Origin of the sequence: Bacillus sp. RC51, from assembly GCF_044908115.1 — a bacterium.
Lineage (GTDB): Bacteria > Bacillota > Bacilli > Bacillales > Bacillaceae_G > Bacillus_A > Bacillus_A mycoides.
Genome location: NZ_JBIYCW010000004.1, coordinates 157463 through 174572 on the forward strand (window position 1 = coordinate 157463; position 17110 = coordinate 174572).

Genomic DNA, 17110 nt, shown 5'->3' on the forward strand with positions numbered 1-17110 from the left:
AAGACGACGTATTCAGCGTCGTCTTTTTGTATTAATCTAGAATATTCATCAAAGAGACTTTCAAACGAATACGCTACAGAAAGGTTACTATACGAATACATAATGTAGAATCATATAGTAACCTTTCTATTATGATAACACTTTCGTCATAAGAATATGTGGAATTCCATCTTCCATAAATAGGTCGGAAGAAGTTTGATAGCCTAATTTTTCATAAAACCCTTCAGCTTGTGTTTGACCGTGTAGTTTAACTTTGTTTGCTTCTTTGTTACGAGCAATCTCTTCTAACTTTTGAATGATTACTTTGCCTAATCCGTATTTGCGATAGTCTTTTAAAATACAAATTCTTTCTAGTTTACCCATTCCGTCAACGAATCGTATACGGCCAGTTCCTACAGGAAGTTCATTATAATAAACTAATATATGTTTGCATGCCTCGCCAATTTGGTCATATGTATCGAATTCATCTTCAAGTGGGACACCTTGTTCTTTTACGAATACTTCTTTTCGAATGTGAAAGGCAGTTTCTAAATCTGTAAGTTCTGTTATAAGTTTGGATTGCAAATTGTTCAGCCCTTTCTAGTGTGATATGAATGTGTTTTCATAGTATATCATAATGTAATACTATAAAAGAAAAAACTGACTTGCAAAAGTCAGCCTTTAAAATGCTTAATATTCTTTTATACCGTTTTTTGTTCCGATGATCGCTTTGCTCGTCATATTGATAAATAATCCTGTTTCAACTACACCGGTAATCATCTTTAACTCTGTATGTGTATCATTTGGATTCAATATTTTGTTTGGAAAAATACAATCAATAATTAAATTGCCGTTATCAGTTATAAATGGTCCGCCATCTTTCATACGTAAACGTGTTTCGCATCCTAAAGATTGAATTCTCTTTTCAGTTTGCTTCCAAGAGAAGGGGATGATTTCAATAGGAAGTGGAAAGGTACCTAAATGTGAAACGAGTTTGGATTCATCTGCAATAATTATAAGCTTTTCAGAGGAGGTAGCGACAATTTTTTCGCGAAGTAATGCACCACCGCCACCTTTTATTAATTGTAAATCATTATTGATTTCATCTGCACCATCGATTGTAAGATCGAGTATGTCGATTTCATTTAAAGAGATTAAAGGAATAGCTAGTTGTTTAGCTAATACTTCAGTTTCTTTTGACGTTGGTACAGCTTGAATGGATAAACCTTCTTGCACACGTTCACCTAACTTTTGTATTGTCCAATATACAGTTGAACCCGTACCAAGTCCAACCTTCATTCCATCTTTTACAAAGCCAGCAGCATATTCACCGGCTAGCTGTTTTAAATTCATCCTTTTACTCCGCCGGACGTGGTCCAGCATCTAAACCGGAACTTTCAACTGTAAGTATTGGGCGCACAGTAATATCTTTATGTACACGCATTTGGCACGATAATCGTAAGTGGTCTTCAATTCCTTTTTCCGTAATAGCTTGTTTTTCATCATTTGTAGCTTCACAAAAATCACCTGCAATGACTTCAACTCTACAAGTTGTACATCTTGCTTTACCACCGCAACGATGAAGAATGTGTACACCGTTATCTTCAAGTGCTAATACTAATTTTGTCCCTTCTTCAACATCAAAAGTTCCGGTACCTTCAACTGTTAATTTTGGCAAATTGATTCCTCCTCATGTAAAATGCTATATAACATATTTATGACCCGTATTCATGAACATAAACATAAAATTAATTATAAGCCCCGTAACTTTTTTCTTTGTTCAATCGTTTAATAAGTAAGCGCTGAAAAGGAGTGGTTATTTTGTGCACAAAAGTAACTCCCGTTTTAAAGGATCATATCGATATGAATCATTCAAATATAAATTTTTTAATTGAACATTATGCAGAGGTAAAAAGATACTGTACGTTTTTGACAAAAAACAAATGGGATGGGGAAGACCTTGCCCAAGAAGCAATTTGCAAAGTTCTTCAAAAGTATAGTGAGAAGGAAATTTGTATAACGCTTCTGTATAAAATTGCTCGAAATCAATGGTTAGATCAAATGAAATCAAAATCCGTTCAAGAAAAGTTAGAACAGCAAAATACATTTGAAGAACCACATGGGAAAATTGCAGATTTGCATGAAATGGTAGGGAAAGTATTGTCTTCGTTAAATGTGCAACAATCTGTAATTTTATTATTGAAGGATGTTTTTCAGTATAGTATCGCGGATATTGCTAAAGTATGTTCGGTATCAGAAGGTGCAGTGAAAGCATCGTTATTTAGGAGTAGAAATAGGCTGAAAACTGTAAGTGAAGAAGGCATTGAAATAGTGGAGTACACGGATGATATTGAAATCGTTGTAACTTCTATTCGTGAAGAAAGACCTGAATTGTTGACGAAACTGCTCCCAACAATAGACTTTACTAAGTTACCATCAATACAACCGGTGTTATTATTCAGTATGAAAAAACCTTCTTCTTACAGTTGTATGCTTAGTGCGGCATAAAATAGATGGAGGGATTTAATATGAATACAATTCCTTACGTAGTAGAACAAACGAAATTAGGAGAACGCTCCTATGATATATATTCAAGATTATTAAAAGACCGAATTATTATGATTGGTTCAGAAATTAACGATCAAGTTGCAAGCAGTGTAGTAGCACAATTATTATTTTTAGAAGCGGAAGATGCAGGAAAAGATATATTCCTGTATATCAATAGTCCAGGCGGTTCAACGACAGCGGGATTTGCAATATTAGATACGATGAACCTTATTAAACCAGATGTGCAAACACTTTGTATGGGCTTTGCGGCATCATTTGGTGCGCTTTTACTATTAGCTGGCGCAAAGGGAAAAAGATTTGCGCTACCTAACAGTGAAATCATGATTCATCAACCGCTCGGCGGTGTAAAAGGGCAAGCAACAGAGATTGAAATTACAGCAAAAAGAATATTAAAGTTAAAACATGATATTAACAAAATCATATCTGATCGAACAGGGCAACCAGTAGAAAAGGTAGCTCATGATACAGAAAGAGATTATTTTATGACGGCAGTAGAAGCGAAGGAATATGGAATTGTTGATGCAGTTATTGAGAAAAAATAACATGAAACAGGCTAGAGAATATGATAAATTCCCTAGCCTGTTTTTGTCATTCTTTTACCCATTCATCAACTAAAGCTTGATTTTTTTTAATCCATTTTCGCGCGGCTTCTTCCGGATCTTTCGTTTTATTTAGCATGACCATTAAAGTACCTAGTTGTTCATCGTTCATTTTCCATTGATCAAAGTATTTCACAATATCCGGATGATCTTTTTCGAAACCTTTGCGAACGGAGTAATAAATGTCATCTTTTTCACCATATACTTTCTTAGGGTCTTTTAAATATTTTAAGTCAAATTCTGAAAAGCCCCAATGCGGATTCCAAAGCGTAACAGCGATTGGTTTCTTTTTCGTATATGCCTTCTTGAGTTCGCTCATCATCGCAGCTTCTGAAGATTGGACAAGTTTTAATTTTATATCATATGCCTTCATTGCTTTATTCGTTAAATTCATTAGGCTACTACCAGGTTCAATCCCAACAATTTTATTATCTAGCTCATCTTTATGTGCATTTAAATCTTCAATACTGTTAACGTTTTTCACATAAGAAGGGACGACTAAACCAAGCCCGGTACCTTCATACCATTTTGATTTTAAGACGAAGTCATCTTTGTAACGGGCATTTAATGGTTTATCCGTAACAGGAAGCCATACTTCTAGATTCGCATCAACATCACCACGTGCGACGCCAGTCCATATCGCAGCTTTTTCTAAATACATGAGTTCAACTTTATAGCCTTTTTCTTCTAATAAAACTTTCCACATATTTGCGGTTGCGATATTTTCTTTCCAACTTGTTACACCAAGTTTAATTTTTCCTTTCGAATTTGCATTTGTTGCATTACAAGAAGTGAAAATCATACTAATAAATAGTAACAGACTTATAATCCATATTTTTTTTCGCATTCAAAACCTCCTGTGAAGCTTTTGCTTTTCATAAATTAATCTATAAGTGAACCTTCTTATTATGAACGGAAACAAGAATTTTTAAAGAAATCTTATATATGTCATTTTTATGTAATATTTCTCTGTAAAATCGCAACACTATGTAAATAGATGGGTAGAAAAGGAGTAGTGACATGGATAATACAAAGGTACGTGTTGAAAATGTAACAAAAATTTTTGGGAAACATCCGCAACGAGCGCTTACCTTATTAAAAGAAGGAAAAAGCAAATCGGAAATTTTAAAGGAGACAGGAATGAACGTTGGTGTGAAAAAGGCAACGTTTGAAGTATACACTGGAGAAATTTTCGTTATTATGGGTTTGTCCGGTAGTGGGAAATCTACATTGGTTCGAATGCTAAATCAATTAATTAAACCGACAGCGGGGCATATATACATAGATGGTGAAGATATCGCGACGATGGGAAAAGAAGAGTTGCGAAGAGTAAGAAGAACGAAGATGAGCATGGTGTTTCAAAAGTTCGCTTTATTTCCGCACCGTACAGTGATACAAAACGTTGCGTACGGGTTAGAAATTCAAGGAGTTCCAGTAGAGGAAAGAGAAAATAAGGCGTTAGAATCGCTACAGTTAGTAGGGCTAGATCATCATAAAGATAATTACCCAAGCCAACTTAGTGGTGGTATGCAGCAGCGTGTTGGAATCGCAAGGGCACTAACGAATAATCCAGATGTATTACTAATGGACGAGTCATTTAGTGCATTAGATCCACTAATTCGAAAAGAAATGCAAGATGAATTGTTAGAGTTACAAGATAAAATGGAAAAAACAATTATATTTATTACACATGATTTAGATGAAGCTCTTCGAATTGGTGATCGTATCGCATTAATGAAAGATGGAGAAATTGTCCAAATTGGAACACCGGAAGAAATTATGATGAGTCCTGCCAATGAATTTGTAGAGAAATTCGTGGCGGACGTGAATTTAGGAAAAGTAATTACGGCGGAATCTATATTGAAACGACCGGAGACTTTATTAATTGATCGTGGACCACGTGTAGCACTTCAAATTATGAGGAATGCAGGTGTTTCTACGGTATATGTTGTAAACAAAAAGTATGAATTTCTAGGTATATTAACTGCGGATGATGCAAGTAAAGCGGTACAAAAACAATGGCCAATTGCTGATTTATTACTTAACGATATCCCGCACGTGTATTTAGATACATTACTGGAAGAAACGTATGCAAAAATGGCAGAGATGAAATATCCATTACCGGTAATTGATGAAAAGAAAAGGTTAAGAGGAATTATTAAACGTGAAAGTGTCATTCAAGCTCTTGCAGGAAACATCGAGGAAGAGGTGAAAGACGATGAATAATATTCCGCGCATTCCATTAGGCGAATGGGTTGATTCATTTGTTGCAAGTTTATATGAGCACTTTGAAGGCTTGTTCCGAGGATTCTCCTATATTATCGGTGGATTCGTTGATTTACTCACTAATTTTTTAACAATAATACCAGCCATAGTGATGATTATCATCTTATGTTTCCTCATTTGGTACACAACGAGGAAATTATCTTTAGTCATTTTTACGCTCATCGGATTATTATTTATTTTAAATATTAACTACTGGGCACAAACGATGCAAACATTAGCGCTCGTACTTACGTCAGTTATTATTTCAATTATTATCGGAATTCCCATTGGCATTTTAGCATCTCAAAATGAACGTTTCTCAAAATTTTTAAAGCCGACATTAGATTTTATGCAAACAATGCCGGCATTCGTCTATCTCATTCCCGCGATAACATTTTTTGGAGTAGGCGTCGTACCAGGCATTATTGCTTCCGTTATTTTTGCTATGCCACCGACAATCAGATTTACAGACTTAGGAATTAGACAAGTTCCAGAAGATTTAATTGAAGCTGCGAATGCATTTGGCTCTACCGCATCACAAAAATTATTTAAAGTACAATTACCGCTCGCAACCGGAACGATCATGGCTGGCGTGAATCAAAGTATTATGCTTTCGTTATCAATGGTTGTAACAGCTTCACTTGTAGGAGCGCCAGGACTTGGCGTCGATGTGTATCGCTCTGTAACACAAGTAAATATCGGAATGGGATTTGAAGCTGGACTAGCTATCGTCGTGATTGCGATTATATTAGATCGAATTACGCAAGGGTTTTATACAAAAAGAAAATAATTCAAAAAACACACTTTATACTACAAAGTGTGTTTTTTGAATTCGAATTACATCCGAACAATAACAGAACCTCCAGCTGGTGCACAAACTTGGTTTTGCTGTTGTTCCATTGATTTAATTAAATGATTATTTTCTTCGATTAATGAGATTAATTTAGCTAATTGGCTTTCAAGGCTTGCGATGCGCTGCATCATGTATTGCGAATCATAATGCAGTGTATTCCTTACTGGATGGGGGGAGTAAGCATATTGTTGATTTATATTTGGATTCCAATGAGGATACATTTGAATCGTTCCTCCTTCAATAAATTACTGATCTTTCTTATAGTAAATGCCTATGTATATGTAATGGTGACTTGAAAATTCTTTCAAACGAAGAGGATTATGTAGGGGGAATGGAAAAGTAATAAAGTACATTTTTTGGAAATTTTTAAGCGGAATAGTAAATATATTAGGAAACAGCAACGTTCATGTAAATAGATATTATATAGGGAGAAATGATGAGAGGAGATGCAATTTTGTCTAAACATAAAAAAAGAAATGATGCTATGACAATTGGTGTCGCTATAGGTGTTGTAATCGGTGTAATTCCTGGTGTATTTACTGATAATATAGCAATCGGAATAGCGATTGGGATTGCAGTTGGAATGGGGATTACGCTTTTGAAGAAATAATGAGTTGTAAATTATTTTAATGTGAAAATTCTCATTTAAAGAGATTGAATTTTCGGAATATAAAACCTATTTCTCCTTTTTTTATGATATTATATATGCAAAGGATGGTGATGAATATGCCAATAAACAATCAAGCAGAACAAAACTGCTTCATTTGTGAAAAACATAAAGGGAATATTACAGTTCCGGGTGGAGCTATTTACGAAGATGAACTCGTTTACGTTGGACATGTCCATTGGGATGCAGAAGAAATATATCTTGGTTATGTAATGATAGATATAAAAAGACATGTACCTGGTCTCGCTGAATTAACTGAAAATGAGGCAAAAGCATTCGGACTTATAACAAGTAGAATAAGTAAAGCGTTAAAAGAAAGCGAAGGTGCAGAACATATTTACACTTTCGTTTCAGGAAATGGTGTACCGCATATGCATATGCACATTATACCGCGTTATCCAAATACACCAAAAGAGTTTTGGTTACCGACTGAAGTAGCAAATTGGACTGGTGCACCCTATGGAGATTCAGAGAAAATAAAAAAACTATGCGAAAGAATACGAAAGTATATGGTGAATGAGTATGCATACAACAAATAATACACAATATTCATGGGTTGGAAGTAGAGAAATGTGTTTAGACGAAGTTTCAGTCAAGCAATATGGTGATATCGTACTTGGTAAATACGGCGGAAATATAAGTGCCGGAGCAAAAAAGAATGAAGACGGTGCATTAGTTTGGTCGAATGGTGATTGGGAATTCACCGTTATATTAGACGGACATAATAGTGCAGAAAGTGTTGATTTAGTAGTAAGTACGATTCAAGCAGAATATGAAAATATAAAAGTAATTATGAATGAACCGATTGAAACAGTATTTCGATCTGTTGAAAATCATATACTTACAATTTTTCAATCCTCCTCATTTAAAGAAAAGTGCAAAAGAGTAAAAGGTGAAACAGCTTGCTTAATATGTGTAAGAAAAGAAAATTACATATGGTGGCTATCTATTGGTGATTGCCTAGTTTATGTATTTCATGATGAATTACATAAATTAGGACAATATACATTAAACCAACGTCAATTTTATGAATGGATTGGTAATGTAAACACGTTTGATTTACCCGTTCCATGCTATTCTTCAGGAATTCGTGAACTACGTACTGGAAAGAATCGAATTGTAATGGTGACAGATGGGATATTAGAATGCGGGGAACGCCGTTATGAAACGCCATTAAACCTATACAGTGATATGAATAAAAATAATATAGAGCTTAAAGAAAATGTTCACAATATTTTAGAACACGTTCATCATCAATTAGGACGAGATAGTGCGACCATTATTAGTTGGGATTATGAAAATGATGCATATGCTACGTATCCGAGTGATCAGCCGGAGAAAATTAAAGTTAAAAAATAAAAAGGAGAGGGTTTTCTGTCAGTTACAAAAATATCCTTATTAATTTTATGGGTGCTATCTTTATTGGTTTTTGAAAGAATAGCGAGAAGACAGTTAAATATACCGAAACAAAAAGGATGGAATAACCAATATGTGAATGATACACATAAATGGGGAAATAGAATTATTATTTCCTCTTATATAGTTGTTATTGCTATAAGCACTTTTCTTCCAAATCGTATATTTATGGGCTATGTACCTCTTTTGTTTTTTATTACGTTATATGGATTTCAATCATATATGGAGTGGAAGTATGATAAGGAATCGCGTGAGTTTTTGATTTCATTATTAGGAGTTGTAGCATTAATAATAACAGGGTTCATACTATATTTCTTCCTTTAATATAGTATAAATTTAAAGTAAGAGGGAGAGAAGAAATGAAAAGACCTTTCTTACGTGCAGAAGCGATCATTTTTAATGAAGATCATTCAAGAATACTCGTTCAATAACCGTTAATATAGTCCACTTTATTTTAAACAATTCAATGAAGTAATAGGAGGAATGATATTGAGAACCTATACATTTTGGATTATAATTTTTGTTTTTTGTATAGCGGGCTACTTTTTGGATCGATTTTTAAGAAAAAAATTGAATATGCCAAAGAGCGGATTTTGGGGATATAAGAAACATGTAAATAGTTTACATAAAAAATTGGAAATAGGACTACTTTTTATTTATTTAATAACTAGCTTTATATTTATCTTTAAATTCGAACGTGTAAATATTGCTTATGTCATTTTTACTTATTTAGGGGGGACGATAATCTTAAGAGCATTGATGGAATGGAAGTATGATAGAGAATCGAAAGAATATATATTTTCGATAATTGGGATATTCACGTTTATTTTTATGACTTCAATACTATTTTACTTCTTTCCATCTGCTGCATAATAAAATGATTTTTGAAGGTATAAATAATGAAATAACTAATTAATAAGAAACCATTTATCTATACATGAATGGTTTCTTATTATGTGTACGAAGTTCGGTCTTCGCAATTTAATCATTTATTTTAGTCAAGATGGATTTAATGAAATTTGTTTTATCCTCTGCATATTTATGCTTATCATTTGGGTTAGCTTTTGAAAGTTGAATCTTTAACTGTTCATACTGCATACGAGAGGTTTTATTGTCTATTAAGTAATCTCTGAATTTTAATTGTTCTATTAAATATGGATTCCCTTGTTCATACATATGAATTTGATGGGTTCTTGGCTCACCTTTATTGAAATAATACCTTTCTGGTAATACATCTTTTCTATATTTATAATTTAATTGTTCTAGGTTTGTAATACATTTTAGACCACTTTTGGAATCTCTTAATTCCATCGCAATATCAATAATAGGTTTTGCGCTTAAATGCGGGATGGAAGTACTTCCAATATGGTGTATTGCTAAAATATATTTTCCAATGTGTTCCTCAATTAATTGTTTTTCTTTTGAAAACTCAAATTCCCACTCTTCGGACCACGGAACTAAAAACACTTTACCATAGGGTAAACCTAGCATTTAATTAGCACCCCTTACATATTTTTTAAATAAAGTTACTTACATTTTCTTAAAGCTCCTCAATACAAGAAACTCCCACAATCTCCAAGGAAGAACCTTCTTCGCAAAGATCATAAATTTTACACCTTTCCCAATTGGGTATCGTAATGTAGTACGCCTTGCTTCAGCAATTTCTACGATTTTATTTGCAACATCCATCGGATTACCAAGTGTATCGTTGCCATTGTTTATGTGCTTTTGTATTTTATCCATATATTCTTTGTAAGGAGAGGTTGTATCAGATTGGTTTTCAGCTAATTGTTTACCAACTTCCCATATGTTCGTGTTATAAGAACCAGGTTCAAGTAAGGCAACGTCTATTCCGAAAGGCTTTACTTCTAAGCGAAGGGATTCACTCCAGCCTTCTAATGCATACTTTGAAGAAACGTAAGGGGATAAACCAGGGAATCCTACTTGCCCGCTAATACTGCTTATATTAATGATTTTTCCGCTTTTCTGCTTTCTCATATATGGTAAGACAAGTTGCGTGATGGATATAGCTCCAAAAAGATTTGTTTCAAATTGTTTTCGGTATTCCTCCACTGGGATTTCTTCGATAAAGCCCCCATTTGCATATCCTGCATTATTTATGAGAATGTCTATTCTGTTTATTTCGTTTAAAAATAATTGGAAGTTATGTATAGAACTTTGATCTGTTACATCTAATTGTTGAACTTTTATATTTTGTTGTAAGTCGAGTTTAGTAGCTTGAGATATTAAGTCTACTTGTTTTTCAAGATTTCGCATTGTAGCAATGACAAAATAGTCTTTTTTCGCAAGTTCAAGTGTCGTTAAAAGTCCGAATCCACTTGATGCCCCTGTAATAATCGCGATTTTTTTATTCATTGTTCGCTCGCTTTCTTTTTCTTTTATCATAACGAGTTATGGGAATAAAATCTATTTATTGTATAAAGATATTTGTTATAATTGAAAATAATTATCAATTAAATTTTAGTTTTATATAAAAGGAGTGTGGATTTCATGAAGACTAACGGTTTTCATGATATTTTTCATAAATACTTTCATGGTTTACAAGTTGTAGAGGAAAAACATATGAATATGCCCAAAACAATAGGTATGGGTGAAATACGAAGATGGACTTCATTTTCAGGTATGGAAATTGTGTTATCAAATTATCAATTTCATAATAACCATCGCATCCAGTTTGCATCTGATGCAGCAATGGTGGAGCTTAATTTTTGTTTACAAGGGTTCGGAGGAGTGCAAGTTGGTCATTCTTCGTATGAATTAATGACTGGAAATAGCTATTTATATTTTATGAATGATTTTGATGTAGTATTTGAATATGAAAAAGAAACGCCTCTATATTCATTAGCGATTGGGATTCCTGTACAATTGTTTAATCATTTCATGATGAATAATGCTATTGAAAAAAGTCTTGATTTTCATTCTATATTAGGAAATCAATCTTTTAAAAAGTTTCAAAATCCAATTGATTCTATAACATCTAATCTTATTAAGAGAATGATAGAGCATCCCCAAAAGGATCGTATTAGTCAACTAGAATTAGAAAGTAAAGCGCTCGAATTGCTTTCTATACATTTGGGGAGAGTGTTGCTTAATGATTGTGACGCAAATAAAAGGAGTCAATTATCAAAACAGGATTTGAATAAAATAAAACAGGCTGAAGAAATTTTACTTCAACGAATGGAATCACCCCCATCATTATTAGAATTAGCTAAAATAGTAGAGTTAAATGATTATAAATTAAAAATTGGGTTTAAAGAATTATTTGGGATGTCCACATTTGCATATTTACGAGAAAAGCGTATGGAACATGCGATAGATTTACTGCGTTCGGGAAATAGTAATGTGACCGAAACGGCATTTACAGTTGGATACAATAATGTCAGTCATTTTTCAGAGTTATTTCGTAAAAAGTATGGAATGAATCCATCAGAACTTTTACGTATTTATTAACGTAAAACAGGAATAATCCGCTATACCGTAAATTCCTCCGTCATTTGGTAGTTGCTTTTTGTAATGGTCATTATAATTACAAACAACATCCAATTGGAAATAACTTTTTATGGAGGAATTTAAATGAAAGAACGGAATGAAAGTCATTTTTGGATATTTGTATTAACAGGAATGTTTCTTATTATAACAACGACGGGTTTTGCACGTATGGCATATGGAATTATATTGCCATTTATGCAGGAAGGACTCCGCTTGTCCACAGCTCAATCAGGTATGCTAGGAACGATACTCTTTTTAGGCTATTTATTAACAGTCGGAACATCTGGAATACTCACCATTCGTTTTGGAGCAAAATCAGTTTTATTAATAGGGAGTTGGCTCGTCGTTATAAGTTTAATAGGATTAGCATTTGTTTCCTCATTTTGGATAGCCTCTATTTGTATGCTATGTGCTGGAGCTGGAAGTGCTCTTGTATATACACCACTCATGTCAATAACAGTAGGATGGTTTCCAGAAAAAAGAGGAACTGCAATGGGGCTGTTATTAAGCGGTGCTGGCATAGGCATGCTATTTAGTGGAATAATTGTTCCTTATATAGTACGTACATTTCCAGAGTATAGTTGGCGTGGTTCATGGCTTTTGTTTGGAGTTATTACATGTATTGTTGTATTCGTTGCCTCAATTGTTTTGAAAAATCCAGAAGTTACTGAAGATGAGGGGGAAAGGAATAATAAGTCGTTTTTATGGAAAACGAAAGAGCTATACATCATTGCATGGATGTATTTTATTGTGGGCGTTGTTTATTTAATTCCAAATTTATATCAAACTAGTTTTATGATTAATAATGGTATTTCGGCATCAATTTCGGGAACTGTTTATGCGATTGCAGGAATGTTTTCAATCGTAGGAGCTCCTGTCTGGGGATTTATTTCGGATCGGATTGGTATAAAGAAGACGTTATGTATTGCACTTTTATTAGCTGTAATAGGTGATATGATTCCAATTATATTTGGACATATCATTGGCTTTATCATGTCGGCAATTATTTGGGGTTCCAGCCTCGGAGGTATCCTTTTATTAATTCAAGTTGCTGCTTCAAAGCAAGTATCTTCGAAATATGTCTCAATGGCAATTAGTTTTATATCCGTTTTCTATGCAGTTGGTCAAATGATTGGACCAGGACTTGCAGGATGGATTATCGGGGAAAGTGGTTATACAACAGCTTATGGATTAGGTGCTTTCGGTTTCTTTATGTGCATATGTTTGGGATTAAGGCTAAAAAGAGGGGATTTGGCAAACTCAGCGTATATAGAGAAGTGAGTATTGTCTTGAAATGAATCTTTTTAACGGGGGGAAGTAAAGTGTTCCATGTTAAAGACGTTTTAGCAGATCAATTATTAGCAAATGCGAATGATCCCAGTTGGTATATTCCATTTTCAGATGCAGTTAAGGATTTATCTGAGAGAGAAGCTTTCTGGAAACCGAATGAAGAGTGTAATAGTATAGCTGAAATTGTACAACATTTACTGTATTGGAATACGACGTGGCAAACTAGGTACAAAGAATCAAATGTTAATGCTGTGCCTGCTATTGGTGATAATAACAAAAGTTTTATGCTTTCAGATAATCAAACATTTGAAGAGTTAAGAGGAAAACTATTAGAGAAACTGTTACAATGGCAAAGTCTCATAAATGAAGACAAGGTTGAAAGTGATGTAATTGGATTTCCTGTATGTGCGAAGTGGTGGGAAGTATTAGCTAATGTAACGACTCATAACGCGTATCACATTGGTCAAATTATCTACATTCGGAAATTACAGAAGAGTTTTGATAATGAATAAGATAATAATTCTCAAATTAGGTGAACAAAAGTGGACAAAACGAGACAGATGTCTCATTTTGTCCACTTTTTTATTATGAAAGAAAAGAGAAAACCTATTAAATCAGGGATTAGAATTTGGCACAGTACTTGCAATATAAAAGATGAACAAGAAAATAGGAGGGCTGGACATGTTAAAAACAACTGAAAGTAAAGGGAATGAAATTACGAAAGAACAAGTTCGTTGGATGTATGAAAAAATGTTAGAGATTCGTAAGTTTGAAGACAAGGTGCATGAATTGTTCGCGCAAGGCGTTCTGCCAGGTTTCGTTCATTTATACGCTGGTGAAGAAGCAGTAGCAGTTGGTGTATGTGCCCACTTAACAGATAGTGACAGTATTACAAGTACGCATAGAGGTCACGGCCATTGTATCGCGAAAGGTTGTGATTTAAATGGCATGATGGCCGAACTTTTTGGTAAAGCGACAGGGTTATGTAAAGGTAAAGGTGGTTCAATGCATATTGCCGATTTAGATAAAGGAATGCTTGGTGCAAATGGGATTGTAGGCGGAGGTTTTCCACTTGCTTGCGGTTCAGCATTAACAGCTAAATATAAAGGAACGAAAGATGTGAGTGTTTGCTTCTTCGGTGACGGAGCAAATAATGAAGGAACATTCCATGAAGGGGTTAATTTAGCAGCGATTTGGAAGTTACCAGTTATTTTTATCGCAGAAAATAACGGTTACGGTGAAGCAACAACATTTGAATATGCGTCAAGTTGTGATTCCATTGCAGATCGAGCGAAAGCTTACAATATTCCAGGTGTTCAAGTAGATGGAAAAGATTTACTTGCAGTGTATAAAGCGGCGGAAGAAGCAGTAGAACGTGCGCGTAATGGCGGTGGTCCAACAATAATTGAATGTATGACATATCGTAATTACGGTCATTTCGAAGGTGAAGCGCAAACATATAAAACTTCAGAAGAAAAAGAAGAACATTTAAATGAAAAAGATGCGATTGTGAATTTCCGTAAGCATTTAATTCATGAAGCTTTATTAACGGAATCTGAACTTGTGGATATGGAAAAGGCAGTAGATGAAGCAGTGCAAAGATCGATTGAATTTAGTGAAAATAGTCCATATCCGGAAGATGAAGAATTATTAAAAGATGTATACGTTTCTTACAAATAAGAGGAGGGTGAAAAATAATGACTAGAACAGTAAGTATGTCAACTGCAATTAATGAAGCGATGAAAATATCAATGCGTCGTGATGAAAATGTAATTTTAATCGGAGAAGATGTTGCAGGCGGTGCACAAGTGGATCACTTGCAAGATGATGAAGCATGGGGCGGTGTACTCGGTGTTACGAAAGGACTTGTACAAGAATTTGGTCGAAATCGTATTTTAGATACTCCAATTTCAGAAGCGGGTTATATGGGAGCGGCGATGGCAGCTGCGGCAACAGGTTTACGTCCGATAGCTGAATTAATGTTTAATGATTTTATCGGAAGTTGTCTTGATCAAGTATTAAACCAAGGTGCAAAGTTCCGCTATATGTTCGGTGGTAAAGCGAAAGTGCCAGTTACAGTACGTACGATGCACGGTGCTGGATTTAGCGCAGCGGCACAGCATTCACAAAGTTTATATGCGTTATTTACGAGCATTCCAGGTATAAAAGTTGTCGTTCCTTCCACTCCTTATGACGCAAAAGGCTTATTATTAGCGGCAATTGAAGATGACGACCCAGTAATCTTCTTTGAAGATAAAACACTTTACAATATGAAAGGCGAAGTACCAGAAGGGTACTATACAATTCCTTTAGGAAAAGCAGATATTAAACGTGAAGGTTCTGATGTAACAATCGTTGCAATTGGAAAACAAGTTCATACAGCGCTCGCTGCTGCTGAGCAATTAGCGAAAAAAGGACTTGAAGTAGAAGTAATCGATCCGCGTTCTTTATCACCGCTGGATGAAGATACGATTTTAGCATCTGTTGAAAAAACGAATCGCCTGATTGTTATTGACGAAGCAAATCCAAGATGTAGTATCGCAACAGATATTGCGGCAATTGTAGCGGATAAAGGATTCGATTTGTTAGATGCACCTATTAAACGAATTACAGCACCACATACACCAGTTCCGTTTTCGCCACCACTTGAAAAGTTATATTTACCAACGCCGGAGAAAGTAATTGAAACTGTATCAGAAATGATCGGAGACCAATCTTTATTACATGTGTAATGAAACGATGAGAAGGGAGAGAGAAACATGGCTGTAGAAGTTGTAATGCCGAAGTTAGGTATGGCGATGAAAGAAGGTATTATTACGAGCTGGAATATTAAAGCAGGTGATAATGTAGAAAAAGGTGAACTAATTGCTAGTATTAACTCGGAAAAAATCGAAACTGAAATAGAAGCACCAGCTGATGGAACTGTTCTTGATATAGCTGTAAGTGAAGATGAGGGAGTGCCGCCAGGTACTGTAATTTGCTACATCGGTAAACCGAACGAAAAAGTAGAAGCTCATGAAAACATACATGTTGTAGAAGAAAAAGCATCTAATCCAGAACCTAAAAAGGTACAACATCCAGAACCATATGCGATAGATGTGACGAAGCAAAGAGTTAAAATATCTCCAGTAGCAAAGAAAATTGCAAAAACTGAAAATCTCGATATTAGATCATTAATTGGTACAGGACCTGGCGGAAGAATTACAAAGGTAGATGTATTAAAGGCGCTTGAAGAAAGAGTAGCAATTCCAGAAGTACTTGAACAAGAAGAAAGTAAAGTCATTCCTATTACTGGTATGCGAAAAGCAATTGCGAACCGTATGCATGCAAGCCTACAAAATAGTGCGCAATTAACATTAACGATGAAAGTAAATGTTACAGATTTAGTTGCTTTACATAAAGAAATAGCGGAAGTTGTACAAAAACGATACGATAACAAACTAACTATTACTGATTTCGTTTCTCGTGCTGTTGTATTAGCGCTTAGAGAGCATAAAGAAATGAACAGCGCGTATATAAATGATGCCATTCATCAATTTGAACATGTTCATTTAGGTATGGCGGTCGCGTTAGAAAAAGGATTAGTCGTTCCAGCTATTCGCTTTGCTAATAATCTATCTTTAGTAGAGTTATCTAAAGAGATTAAAAATGTGGCACAAAAGGCACGAGCAGGCAGTTTAAGTAGTGATGATATGCAAGGGACAACATTTACAATTAGTAATTTAGGTAGCTTCGGTATTGAATATTTTACGCCAGTATTAAATACACCTGAAACTGGTATTTTAGGTGTAGGTGCAATTGAACATGTTCCTGTATATAAAGGGAAAAAATTAAGAAAAGGAAGTATGTTACCTTTAAGTTTAACATTCGATCATCGTGTACTAGACGGTGCACCAGCAGCTGCATTTTTACGCACAATTAAACGTTATTTAGAAGAGCCTGTAACAATTCTTTTATAAAGAG

22 protein-coding genes are annotated in these 17110 nt (G+C 34.7%); 15 read left to right on the forward strand and 7 right to left on the reverse strand.

The window, feature by feature from the left end; all coding sequences use genetic code 11:
* Positions 1–129: 129 nt before the first annotated feature.
* The 3 genes from ABH959_RS11245 to ABH959_RS11255 form a co-directional block, all read right to left on the reverse strand.
* Positions 130–564 carry a GNAT family N-acetyltransferase gene (locus tag ABH959_RS11245; RefSeq protein ID WP_404448788.1) on the reverse strand — a complete coding sequence of 145 codons (435 nt, stop codon included), beginning with the start codon at positions 562–564 and terminating at the stop codon, positions 130–132.
* Between the two features lie 105 nt (positions 565–669).
* Positions 670–1332 (reverse strand): ribose 5-phosphate isomerase A, encoded by a 663-nt coding sequence (rpiA, locus tag ABH959_RS11250; protein ID WP_098168322.1) that lies wholly within the window; start codon positions 1330–1332, stop codon positions 670–672.
* A gap of 4 nt (positions 1333–1336) precedes the next feature.
* Positions 1337–1657, reverse strand: a complete 321-nt coding sequence (locus ABH959_RS11255) for a 2Fe-2S iron-sulfur cluster-binding protein (protein ID WP_002147392.1) — start codon at positions 1655–1657, stop codon at positions 1337–1339.
* 143 nt (positions 1658–1800) lie between these two features.
* Here ABH959_RS11255 and ABH959_RS11260 point away from each other — a divergent pair, with 143 nt between their 5' ends.
* Positions 1801–2487, forward strand: coding sequence for an RNA polymerase subunit sigma-70 (locus ABH959_RS11260; RefSeq protein ID WP_340952548.1), 687 nt, complete (start codon positions 1801–1803; stop codon positions 2485–2487).
* A gap of 20 nt (positions 2488–2507) precedes the next feature.
* Positions 2508–3089, forward strand: a complete 582-nt coding sequence (gene clpP / locus ABH959_RS11265) for an ATP-dependent Clp endopeptidase proteolytic subunit ClpP (RefSeq protein ID WP_404448794.1) — start codon at positions 2508–2510, stop codon at positions 3087–3089.
* Between the two features lie 46 nt (positions 3090–3135).
* On the opposite strand, the gene ABH959_RS11270 is transcribed toward clpP, so the two are convergent.
* On the reverse strand, positions 3136–3993 hold the full coding sequence (locus ABH959_RS11270) for a glycine betaine ABC transporter substrate-binding protein (protein ID WP_215583671.1): 858 nt from the start codon (positions 3991–3993) through the stop codon (positions 3136–3138).
* Between the two features lie 173 nt (positions 3994–4166).
* Here ABH959_RS11270 and ABH959_RS11275 point away from each other — a divergent pair, with 173 nt between their 5' ends.
* Both ABH959_RS11275 and ABH959_RS11280 read left to right on the forward strand, forming a co-directional pair.
* Entirely contained in the window at positions 4167–5372 is a 1206-nt protein-coding gene (locus ABH959_RS11275) for a quaternary amine ABC transporter ATP-binding protein (RefSeq protein WP_404492595.1), read from the forward strand.
* A complete protein-coding gene (locus ABH959_RS11280; protein ID WP_002127727.1) occupies positions 5365–6201 on the forward strand; it encodes an ABC transporter permease in 837 nt (278 codons plus the stop codon). Before ABH959_RS11275 ends, ABH959_RS11280 begins: the two co-directional genes overlap by 8 nt.
* Before the next feature lie 47 nt (positions 6202–6248).
* Here the strand turns inward: ABH959_RS11280 and ABH959_RS11285 are convergent, their stop codons facing one another.
* Positions 6249–6485, reverse strand: a complete 237-nt coding sequence (locus ABH959_RS11285) for a hypothetical protein (RefSeq protein WP_002110275.1) — start codon at positions 6483–6485, stop codon at positions 6249–6251.
* Positions 6486–6700: 215 nt separating this feature from the next.
* Here ABH959_RS11285 and ABH959_RS11290 point away from each other — a divergent pair, with 215 nt between their 5' ends.
* From ABH959_RS11290 to ABH959_RS11310, 5 genes are all read left to right on the forward strand, one after another.
* Complete coding sequence (locus ABH959_RS11290; RefSeq protein WP_016095574.1) at positions 6701–6874, forward strand: glycine zipper domain-containing protein; 174 nt, start codon at positions 6701–6703, stop codon at positions 6872–6874.
* Between the two features lie 104 nt (positions 6875–6978).
* Positions 6979–7470: an HIT family protein gene (locus ABH959_RS11295; protein WP_404453911.1), complete on the forward strand. Its 492-nt coding sequence runs from the start codon at positions 6979–6981 to the stop codon at positions 7468–7470.
* On the forward strand, positions 7448–8290 hold the full coding sequence (locus ABH959_RS11300; protein ID WP_404453621.1) for a PP2C family serine/threonine-protein phosphatase: 843 nt from the start codon (positions 7448–7450) through the stop codon (positions 8288–8290). The genes ABH959_RS11295 and ABH959_RS11300 overlap by 23 nt, the downstream gene beginning before the upstream one ends.
* Before the next feature lie 63 nt (positions 8291–8353).
* The gene (locus ABH959_RS11305) at positions 8354–8671 is read left to right on the forward strand and encodes a DUF4181 domain-containing protein (RefSeq protein WP_082180372.1); all 318 of its coding nucleotides are present in this window, start codon (positions 8354–8356) and stop codon (positions 8669–8671) included.
* 165 nt (positions 8672–8836) lie between these two features.
* Positions 8837–9220, forward strand: coding sequence for a DUF4181 domain-containing protein (locus ABH959_RS11310; RefSeq protein WP_404453627.1), 384 nt, complete (start codon positions 8837–8839; stop codon positions 9218–9220).
* A gap of 108 nt (positions 9221–9328) precedes the next feature.
* On the opposite strand, the gene ABH959_RS11315 is transcribed toward ABH959_RS11310, so the two are convergent.
* Positions 9329–9838, reverse strand: a complete 510-nt coding sequence (locus ABH959_RS11315) for a GrpB family protein (protein WP_404453630.1) — start codon at positions 9836–9838, stop codon at positions 9329–9331.
* Positions 9839–9877: 39 nt separating this feature from the next.
* The gene (locus ABH959_RS11320) at positions 9878–10723 is read right to left on the reverse strand and encodes an oxidoreductase (RefSeq protein WP_404492596.1); all 846 of its coding nucleotides are present in this window, start codon (positions 10721–10723) and stop codon (positions 9878–9880) included.
* 135 nt (positions 10724–10858) lie between these two features.
* Here ABH959_RS11320 and ABH959_RS11325 point away from each other — a divergent pair, with 135 nt between their 5' ends.
* From ABH959_RS11325 to ABH959_RS11350, 6 genes are all read left to right on the forward strand, one after another.
* Positions 10859–11818 carry a helix-turn-helix domain-containing protein gene (locus ABH959_RS11325; RefSeq protein WP_404492597.1) on the forward strand — a complete coding sequence of 320 codons (960 nt, stop codon included), beginning with the start codon at positions 10859–10861 and terminating at the stop codon, positions 11816–11818.
* Between the two features lie 123 nt (positions 11819–11941).
* Entirely contained in the window at positions 11942–13138 is a 1197-nt protein-coding gene (locus ABH959_RS11330) for an MFS transporter (RefSeq protein ID WP_404492598.1), read from the forward strand.
* A 41-nt stretch (positions 13139–13179) separates the two neighbouring features.
* Positions 13180–13659: a DinB family protein gene (locus ABH959_RS11335; RefSeq protein ID WP_404492599.1), complete on the forward strand. Its 480-nt coding sequence runs from the start codon at positions 13180–13182 to the stop codon at positions 13657–13659.
* Between the two features lie 169 nt (positions 13660–13828).
* Positions 13829–14827: an acetoin:2,6-dichlorophenolindophenol oxidoreductase subunit alpha gene (gene acoA / locus ABH959_RS11340; protein WP_404492600.1), complete on the forward strand. Its 999-nt coding sequence runs from the start codon at positions 13829–13831 to the stop codon at positions 14825–14827.
* 17 nt (positions 14828–14844) lie between these two features.
* Positions 14845–15879, forward strand: coding sequence for an acetoin:2,6-dichlorophenolindophenol oxidoreductase subunit beta (acoB, locus tag ABH959_RS11345; RefSeq protein WP_074608677.1), 1035 nt, complete (start codon positions 14845–14847; stop codon positions 15877–15879).
* Positions 15880–15906: 27 nt separating this feature from the next.
* Positions 15907–17106, forward strand: a complete 1200-nt coding sequence (locus ABH959_RS11350) for a dihydrolipoamide acetyltransferase family protein (protein WP_404448813.1) — start codon at positions 15907–15909, stop codon at positions 17104–17106.
* Positions 17107–17110 lie beyond the last annotated feature (4 nt).